The organism is Pseudarthrobacter sp. CC4, from assembly GCF_048957775.1.
Classification (GTDB): domain Bacteria; phylum Actinomycetota; class Actinomycetes; order Actinomycetales; family Micrococcaceae; genus Arthrobacter.
Map to the genome: position 1 here is coordinate 128,571 of NZ_JARCCZ010000017.1, position 8,090 is coordinate 136,660.

The following is an 8,090-nucleotide window of genomic DNA, read 5'->3' on the forward strand; positions in this document are numbered from 1 at the left end:
GATGGGGGAGGCCGACGGCGGCTAGGACGCCGCTGCAAGCGCCGCCAGGCGCGAGGTGGCGAGTTCGGCGTAAAGCGCTGCCCCGTCAGCCAGCACGCCGTCGTCGAACGTTGCGTAAGGCGAGTGGTTGAACGGTGAGGTGGCCGGATCGCCGCCGGGGGCGACGGCGCTGAGGCCGACGAAGGTGCCCGGCACCTCGGCCAGCACGCGGGAGAAGTCCTCGGAGCCGCTCAGCGGAGTGGCCCAACGGGAGAGGCGGCGCTCGCCGAAGAGCCCTGCGATGACTTTTTCCGCCGTGTGGGTTTCGTCCTCGTTGGTGATGGTGAGGGGGTATTCCTCCTGGTAGTCGACGTGGACTTCCACCCCGTGCGCGGCAGCGATTCCTTGGAGCAGGCGCGGCACAGCTTCCTTCATCTTCAGGCGGGATTCCTCGGAGAAGGTCCGGACCGTCGCCTCGATGCGCGCCGTTTCGGGAATGACGTTCCGCTTGGTGCCGGCATGGAGCACGCCCACCGAGAGCACCACGGGATCGAACATGTTGAACTGCCGGGTCACCATGACCTGGAGGGCCGTGACCATTTCGGCCGCCACGGTGACGGGATCCTTCGCGGAGTGCGGGGCCGAGCCGTGGCCGCCGGCGCCGAGTACTGTGACCTCAAGCCCGTCCGAGGAGCTGAGCATCACGCCGGACTTTGTGCAAAACGTGCCGTGGGGCTCGAGGGAGGAAAACACGTGCATCCCGTAGGCCGCCCGGACCCGGGTGCCGGCGGCGTCCAGGACGCCTTCGCGGATCATGTAGCTGGCTCCGTCGCAGCCTTCTTCGCCGGGCTGGAACATGAGGACGACGTCGCCCTGCAGCTGGTGCTGCCTCTCGGCGAGGAGCGTTGCGGCCCCGGCGAGCATCGAGGTGTGCAGGTCGTGGCCGCAGGCGTGCATGGCGCCGTCCGCCCGGGATGAGAATTCGACGCCGGTCTTTTCCTGCACCGGGAGGCCGTCCATGTCCGCGCGGAGGAGGACCGCGGGCCGGTCCGTCGTGGTGCTTTCGGCAGCAGGCCTGCCGCCGCCGCGAAGCACCGCGGTGACGGAAGTGGTGTCCTTGCCCAGGGTGATCTCGAAGGGAAGCCCGTCCAGGGCCTGGAGGACCTTGTCCTGGGTCCGGGGAAGGTGAAGCCCGATTTCCGGGTGCCTGTGCAGGTCCTGGCGGAGGCGGATGAGGTCCCCCTGCAGTTCCTGCGCATCTTCGGTTACGGGCACTTGTCACTCCTCGCATTGGCGTTCCGGGTCTGAGGACTATTCTGGAGTGGCGCAGTTCACATCCTCCGAAACCGCTGGAAATATGCTGCAAGTACGGCCTCTCTGCAGGATTCGTGCAGAAGAAACAAGGGGTGATCCGTGGAACTCAGCGAAGACGACCTGGCGCTCATCCAGGTACTGCAGTCCTCCCCGCGGCTCGGCTGGGCGGATGCGTCAAAGGTGCTGGGCGTCCACGCCACCACGCTTGCTGCCCGGTGGGAGCGGCTGGCCTCAAGCGGAGCAGCGTGGGTCACCGCCCACCTGGTGGGGGATCCGCAGCAGATGCTCCTGGCGTTCGTTGCGGTGGACTGCGAGATGCATCTGCGTGACAGTGTCACGGCGCAATTGGCGGCCGTGCCGGAGATCGTCACCGTCGAGGAGGCGGCCAGCAACCGGGACCTGATGCTGACCGTCATCACGAAATCGTTGGACGAGTTCAGCAGCCGGGTTGTTTCCCGGCTGAAGACCGTTGAGGGGCTCACCAAGTACCAGACGGCGCTTTGTACACGGCTCCACACCAGCGCGGACGAGTGGCGCCTGAACGTCCTGGACCGGACCCAGCTGGCTACCCTGAGGACGCTGGGTGCTTCGGCCGGTGCGGGGACGCGGCGGCCGGACCCGCAGGGTGAACTGCCGGCGAGCCACCTGGACCTGTTGCCGTACCTCGCGCGGGACGGACGCGCCACGGCGGCTGACATCGCGCGGGGGCTGGGGCGCCACCCGGCCACAGTGCAGCGGCAGCTGAACCGCGTGCTGGCCAGCGGCATCCTGCTGTTCCGGTGCGAAATTGCGCAGGCCTACTCTTCCTACCCGGTGACCTGCCAGTGGTTCGCGAACGTTCCGGCCGGCCGCCATGAGGCTGCCGCCGCCGAAATCCGTACCATCAGCAACGTCCGGCTCAGCGCCTCCACCACAGGCCCCACCAATTTCGTGATCATCATGTGGCTGCAGTCCCTGGCCGACGTGATGAACGCCGAACTGGCACTGCAGCAGAAGGTCCCGGACATCGAACTGGTGGAGAGCGTGGTGATGCTGCGGACCGTCAAGCGGGTCGGCTGGATGCTGAAGGAGGATACGACGTCGAGCGGCGCGGTGGTGGTGGAGGCCGGAGGACTGCCGGCTGCGGACTGAGCCGTGGACGTCCCGGCCCGCCTCCGGGAAGGGGGCGGGCCGGGGGCTTCCGGGGCTGCTACTGGGACAGCTCGGCCACCTCGTGCGCCTCGAGGCGGCCCCGGCCCGGTGGAACGGGCGCGGCCGCAACCTTGCCGCGGGCGCTCTTGCTGAAGGGCTTCCGGGACTTGGACGGATCAACGGAGATCGGCTCGGGGGAGTCCCCGGCAGGGTTCGCCGGGCGCCGCAGGTGCCAGTCCGTCACGGCCTGGTACGCCGCAGCCACGGCAAGGAGCCGGTCCTCGGCGAAGGGCTGGCCGCCGAGGATGGTGCCGATGGGAACGCCCGCGGAGTCGAAGCCGATGGGCAGGGCGAGTTCCGGCAGGCCGATGGCATCGAACGGGTTGGGGCTGGTCTGCAGCACCACGTCGCACTGCTCGAACAGGTTGTCCAGCACGCGTTCCAGCAGCAGGACCTTGGCACGCTGGCCCAGCACATACTCGTTCGCGCCGAGCATGGAGCCCTGCAGCCAGCCGGTTACCGACACCCCGAAGCTGCGCAGGTCCTTGCGCAGCACCGGCAGGAAGGGCTCGCTGCGTTCCGGCAGCCGGACGTTGTTGAAGGCAGTGCTGGTGAGGGTGTCCCAGTCCTCCGGCAACCGCACGTCGACCACCTGGATGCCTTCAATGCCGGCGAGCTTGTCCAGGAAGGCCTTCCGTGCGGCCGCGGTTTCGGATGAGCCCGCGGTGAAGTCCGGAATGACGCCCACGCGGGTCCCCCAGCGCATGGCCACCTTGTTGCCGCGCTTCACCGGGGTGGCGGCCTGGATCAGGTCCGGAACCGGTGGAAGCCCCAGTGTCCGCGGATCGTTGGGATCCTCGCCGGCCATGGTGCTCAACATGATTGCCGCGTCCTTGGCATCCCTGGCGAGGGGGCCAGGGTGGTCGCGGGTATAGCTCAGGGGGATGATGCCGTACAGCGAGACCCGGCCCATGGTGGGTTTGAGCCCGGTGAGGTTCTGGGCGTTGGAGGGCGCGGTGATGGAACCGCCGGTTTGGGTTCCGACGCTGGACGCCGCCATCCTTGCGGCCACAGCCGTGGCTGAGCCGGACGAGGACCCGCCGGGATTCGTCTGCGGATTCCCCGGCGTCCACGCATTGACGGTGGTGATGCGGCCGTCCGGCGTGGTGGCCCTGGTGGTGGCGAGCGGCCCCATCTGGGTCTTGCCAAGGACGATGCCGCCGGCATTCGCCAGCCTGGAGACCGCCGTTGCGTCAAAAGGGGGAACAAAGTCCTTGAAGATGTAGGAGTTCGCCGTCGTGGGATAAGCGCGGGTGTAGTAGTTGTCCTTGATGGCCAGGGGAATACCGTGCAGGGGACCCTTGTACGCCGCGCCGGCCCGGGCGCGGGCGCTGGCAAGGGCGTCGTCGGCGGCCACGAGGTTGAAAGCCTGGTAGCCCGCATCAAAGGCGCCGATCCGGTCGAGGTAGGCCTCCACCAGGAGTTCCGCACTGAGCCGGCCCTGCCGGATGAGGCTTGCTGCTTCCGCGATGGTCAGTTCGGTGATGTCGGTGAGGGCCTCGGGCCGGACGTCGCCGTAGGCGTCCGGGTTGATGCCTGCGGGCACTGTTGCCGAGGGCGCCGCATGGGCAACGGCGGGAAGCGCCGCCGCGCCCAACGAGGTGGCCGCAGCCAGCACGGCAAACCTGTTGACGAATGACCGGCGGTCGATGGTGCGGTCCATGGGCTGGCTGGTCGAGCTTTCCACCGGGTTCATGCCGTCCTCCGTGCAGTGTCAATCGAGGGGTACAGGGCCGGAGGGGCCGCCTGCTGGGACAAGAGCGCAGGGTCCGCATTGCCTGCCGGGCCGGCGAAAGGCACCTGGTAGGCGCTGAGTTCAGCGACTGTGGTGCGCATGAAGGAGCGCAGGCTGGCCAGGACCGACGCCTGTCCCGGGCTTCCCGTCTCCGGGTCGCTGGCGGTTCCGGCGGGGAGCTGGTTCAGGTCGATGCCGAGCGAGGCGAGGCGGGCCCGGATCATGGTGTCCAGTTCGGCGTCGGTGGGGGGAGTGAGTGGCATGATGCTCCGTTTCTTCGGGGCTGGGGTGCAGCCCGTGCAGCTGAGACAAGGGGATACTTTCACTCCCCCGTGGCGCTGTCATGTCACATAAGTTGCCGGCTCATTTCGCCCCGACGGACCCCGTCGGTTTAATAATTCCGCATTACGGATTTATCTTTCCGGAAACATGCATTCCCTAGCGTTGCTCGTGACCCTGCGGCATCCCGTGTGCCGTCCGTCCTTCAACGAACAGGCACTGGCATGAACTTCACCGCCGACGCAGCACCTTCCCTGCAACCGCCAACCGGGGCGCCCAGGCAGCCGCTCTACAAGTCCCTCTTCTTCCAGATCCTGGTTGCCGTCGTCGCCGGCGTCCTGATCGGCCACTTCTGGCCTGACACCGGCGCGGCGCTTCGCCCCCTGGGTGACGGCTTCATCCAGTTGATCAAGATGATCATCGCGCCGCTGATCTTCCTGGTGATCGTCACCGGCATCGCGGCAGTCAGCGACGTCAAGGCCGTAGGCCGCGTCGGGGTGAAGGCGCTGGCCTATTTCACGGCAGCCACGCTGTTTGCCTTGGTCTTCGGCCTCGTTGTGGGGAACCTTGTCCAGCCCGGCGCGGGACTGAACATCGATCCGGCGTCGCTCTCCCAGGACGCCCTCAACGCGAAAACCGCCACCGCCCCGCCCAAGGACGCCGGCGCCTTTATCCTGGGAATCATTCCCACGAGCGTGGTGGGCGCCTTTGCCGGCAACAGCCTGCTGCAGGTCCTGTGCTTCGCGGTGTTCTTCGGTGCGGCGATCGTCGTCGTCGGCCGTGAACGCTGCCTGCCGGTCATCACCCTGATGGAAACGGTGCTGGAACTGTTCTTCAAGATCATGGGCTGGGTCATGCGGGTGGCTCCCGTGGGAGCCTTCGGCGCCATGGCCTTCATCATCGGACAATACGGCCTGGGCTCGCTGGGCACCTATGCGTTGCTCATCGCAGCCTGCTATGGCGCGGCAATCGTGTTCATCGGGCTGCTGTTCGTGGTGGCATGGGCGTATCCGCGGGTGCCGCTGTGGCAGTTCATGAAGTACACCCGGGAGGAATTCCTCCTGGCGCTGGGCACCGCGTCCACCGAGTCCGTGATGCCACGCATCATGACCAAGCTGACCAACGCCGGCTGTTCCCGCGCCACCACCGGCCTGGTGGTCCCCACCGGCTACTCCTTCAACCTGGACGGCGCCGCGCTTTACCTTTCCATCTCGCTGCTGTTCCTGGCGCAGGCCTTTGGCTACAACCTGGACCTGGGCCAGCAACTTGCCGCCCTTGGGGTCCTCATGCTTACGTCCAAAGGAATGGCCGGCGTACCCGGTTCGGCGTTCCTGGCGCTCTCCGCCACCGCGGGTGCGCTGGGGATCTTCCCGGTGGCCGGCGTCGCGCTGCTCCTTGGCGCGGACCGGTTGATGGACTCCATGCGCGTAGTGGTGAACCTGCTGGGGAACTGCGTTGCCACTTTTGTGGTGGCAAAGTGGGAGGGCCAGTTCGACCGTGCCGCCATGCTTCGCGCCTTTGCCGGTGACATCGCCTTTGCCGGTGGCATTACGACGGCGGAGGCAGCGACGGAGCCAGCCAGCAGCAAAGTGCCGGGTGGCCCCGCAGTGGTGCCCGAAGCAGAACCGTCCCGGCCGGCGGAAACCCTGCCCGTGGAGACGTCCCCTGCGAGGGCGCGGTAGCGCCGCGTTCTGTCGTGCCCGTCATGCACACTGTCCCTATGACCTTTGCGAATGTGGGAACCCTCGAGACCAAACCCGGCCAGCGTGACGCCGTCGTTTCCATCCTGGTCCGGCCCATGGCCGGGCTGAAGGAGGCAGGCTGCCTGCTGTATGAGGTCGGCATCAACGATGCCGCGCCGGACACGGTGTTCGTATGTGAACTGTGGGAATCGCCGGAGGCCCACCGGGCTTCGCTGGAACTGGACAGCGTGCAGGCTGCCATAACCGAGGCCATGCCCCTGCTGTCCGGCGAAATGGGCGGCCACCAGTTCACGGTGCTTGGTTCTCCACTCCGTTAGCCTTCCGCGCCCCATTGCCCTGTGCCCCGCCCGCCCCAGCAAGTAAGCTTCCGGGCAACGGCTGGACACGGAGCAAAGGGGTAAGGGAGACGCATGAAACCGCTGCCTGCATTGGAACTTGTTACCCGCCTGGAGGATGCCGAGTGGCTGGATCCTGTGGCCAAGAAGGTCCGAAAGGTGGTGAAGCGGGTTATCCGCCCGAAGTGGGCACGCGACGTCCTCCATGGCGTTCCCATAGGGCACCCCGTGCATCCGCTGGCGGTCCAGGTGCCGCTCGGGGCCTGGATATCGGCCGCTGTACTGGATGCTTTCCCCGGTAATGATCGGGCTGCCGCAGTCCTGATCGGAATGGGAACCGGCACCGCTGTGCCCTCCGCCGTCGCAGGTTTTACCGATTGGAGCCAGTTGCACCCCCAGCAGCAGCGGGTGGGGCTGGTTCACGCTGCCGCCAACATCACCGCAACGGGCCTATACCTTGCCTCCTTGGTTGCACGTGCCCGGGGCGGCCGGGGAAGCGGCAAGGTGCTCGCTTACCTGGGCCTTGCCGTGGTGGGTGCGGGCGGTTTCCTGGGTGGCCACCTGACCTACCGGCAGGCGGCCGGCGTTAACCACAGCGAGGAGATCCCGCACCGCTTCCCGGCCGGCTGGCAGCCCCTGGCACCGCTGGCGGAACTGCCGGACGGCAAGCTGCACAAGGTTGTTGTTGCCGAAATCCCGTTGCTTGTCTACCGGGAGGCAGAAGATGTGCGCGTTCTGTCCGATGTCTGCAGCCACCTCTCCGGGCCGCTTCACGAAGGCAAGCTGAAGGGCGGCAGGCTTCAGGCCGGGGCGGTTCAGGCTGCCGGGGCTTCTGGCGGTGGTGATGGCAGCGGCGACCCGTGCGTCGTCTGCCCCTGGCACGGAAGCACCTTCTCGCTCCGTACGGGAGAAGTCCAGGCTGGCCCCGCAACGGCACGGCAGCCACTGTTCGAGACCCGTGTGAGCGACGGCCTCGTGGAAGTGTGCCTGCCGGGGGCTGAGTAGGCGCGCTCGCCTGAGGCCTTAGCCGGGCGTGCGCCCGGCCGCAGGGCAGGGCGGTGTCCCGCCCGCGTACTTGGCACCGTCTATTTGGCCGGGTCTGCGGCGGGCATGTGGTGCCAGCTAGGTCAGCGCCGGGTAGCCGGCCCTTAGCGGGTCGCGGGCCCAAACGGCCGGCAGGGCATAGAAGTCCTCCCATAAGGGGTCGTCCGCCGGCAGGTCGTCCGGGTCCAGCAGGTTGTCACCCACAGGTTCCTCGGGTGGAGGTTCCACGTAAGGGAGGTCTCCGGCAGGGCAGCCATGAGTAGTGGTCATGGATGGATACGGCAGCAGGCCAGGCGTTTGCCCGGTGTGCTGCTCCTTCGGTTTTGGCCGCGCCGGCACGTCCGGCCAGTGGGGTGGTTCCCAGTCCTGGTGTTCGCTTGTGTAGTGGCGGCCGGCGGGTGAGGTCCAGCCGGGTGGTGCGGTTGTGGTGGCGGGGGTGGGTTTCCAGCCGCTGGTGTGGCGGAGTTTGTGGTGTTTCGGGCAGGGCTGGCCGAGGTTCGAGACTCCTGT

The 8,090-nt window shown here is 67.2% G+C and carries 7 protein-coding genes and 1 pseudogene; 4 read left to right on the forward strand and 4 right to left on the reverse strand.

The window, feature by feature from the left end; all coding sequences use genetic code 11:
* Positions 1–21: 21 nt before the first annotated feature.
* Positions 22–1,254: a M20 metallopeptidase family protein gene (locus PV768_RS13250; RefSeq protein WP_421093241.1), complete on the reverse strand. Its 1,233-nt coding sequence runs from the start codon at positions 1,252–1,254 to the stop codon at positions 22–24.
* 138 nt (positions 1,255–1,392) lie between these two features.
* Here PV768_RS13250 and PV768_RS13255 point away from each other — a divergent pair, with 138 nt between their 5' ends.
* Complete coding sequence (locus PV768_RS13255) at positions 1,393–2,424, forward strand: Lrp/AsnC family transcriptional regulator (RefSeq protein WP_321214584.1); 1,032 nt, start codon at positions 1,393–1,395, stop codon at positions 2,422–2,424.
* A gap of 58 nt (positions 2,425–2,482) precedes the next feature.
* Here PV768_RS13255 and PV768_RS13260 read toward each other — a convergent pair whose 3' ends face one another.
* Together PV768_RS13260 and PV768_RS13265 are read right to left on the reverse strand one after the other, a co-directional pair.
* Positions 2,483–4,180 carry an amidase gene (locus PV768_RS13260; protein ID WP_421093242.1) on the reverse strand — a complete coding sequence of 566 codons (1,698 nt, stop codon included), beginning with the start codon at positions 4,178–4,180 and terminating at the stop codon, positions 2,483–2,485.
* Positions 4,177–4,482, reverse strand: a complete 306-nt coding sequence (locus PV768_RS13265) for a hypothetical protein (protein WP_157240684.1) — start codon at positions 4,480–4,482, stop codon at positions 4,177–4,179. Before PV768_RS13265 ends, PV768_RS13260 begins: the two co-directional genes overlap by 4 nt.
* Before the next feature lie 240 nt (positions 4,483–4,722).
* Here PV768_RS13265 and PV768_RS13270 point away from each other — a divergent pair, with 240 nt between their 5' ends.
* The 3 genes from PV768_RS13270 to PV768_RS13280 all read left to right on the forward strand — a co-directional run bounded on the left by PV768_RS13270 (position 4,723) and on the right by PV768_RS13280 (position 7,541).
* A complete protein-coding gene (locus tag PV768_RS13270; protein WP_157240686.1) occupies positions 4,723–6,180 on the forward strand; it encodes a cation:dicarboxylate symporter family transporter in 1,458 nt (485 codons plus the stop codon).
* A 38-nt stretch (positions 6,181–6,218) separates the two neighbouring features.
* A complete protein-coding gene (locus PV768_RS13275; protein ID WP_157240688.1) occupies positions 6,219–6,518 on the forward strand; it encodes a putative quinol monooxygenase in 300 nt (99 codons plus the stop codon).
* A 93-nt stretch (positions 6,519–6,611) separates the two neighbouring features.
* A complete protein-coding gene (locus PV768_RS13280; protein ID WP_421093243.1) occupies positions 6,612–7,541 on the forward strand; it encodes a Rieske 2Fe-2S domain-containing protein in 930 nt (309 codons plus the stop codon).
* Between the two features lie 117 nt (positions 7,542–7,658).
* Here the strand turns inward: PV768_RS13280 and PV768_RS13285 are convergent.
* Positions 7,659–8,090: pseudogene (locus PV768_RS13285) on the reverse strand (endonuclease); the annotation flags it as partial.

Coding starts and splice junctions, on each gene's coding strand:
- PV768_RS13260 (WP_421093242.1), bottom strand. CDS start 4,180: ATGAACCCGGTGGAAAGCTCGACCAGCCAGCCCATGGACCGCACCATC.
- PV768_RS13265 (WP_157240684.1), bottom strand. CDS start 4,482: ATGCCACTCACTCCCCCCACCGACGCCGAACTGGACACCATGATCCGG.
- PV768_RS13270 (WP_157240686.1), top strand. CDS start 4,723: ATGAACTTCACCGCCGACGCAGCACCTTCCCTGCAACCGCCAACCGGG.
- PV768_RS13275 (WP_157240688.1), top strand. CDS start 6,219: ATGACCTTTGCGAATGTGGGAACCCTCGAGACCAAACCCGGCCAGCGT.
- PV768_RS13280 (WP_421093243.1), top strand. CDS start 6,612: ATGAAACCGCTGCCTGCATTGGAACTTGTTACCCGCCTGGAGGATGCC.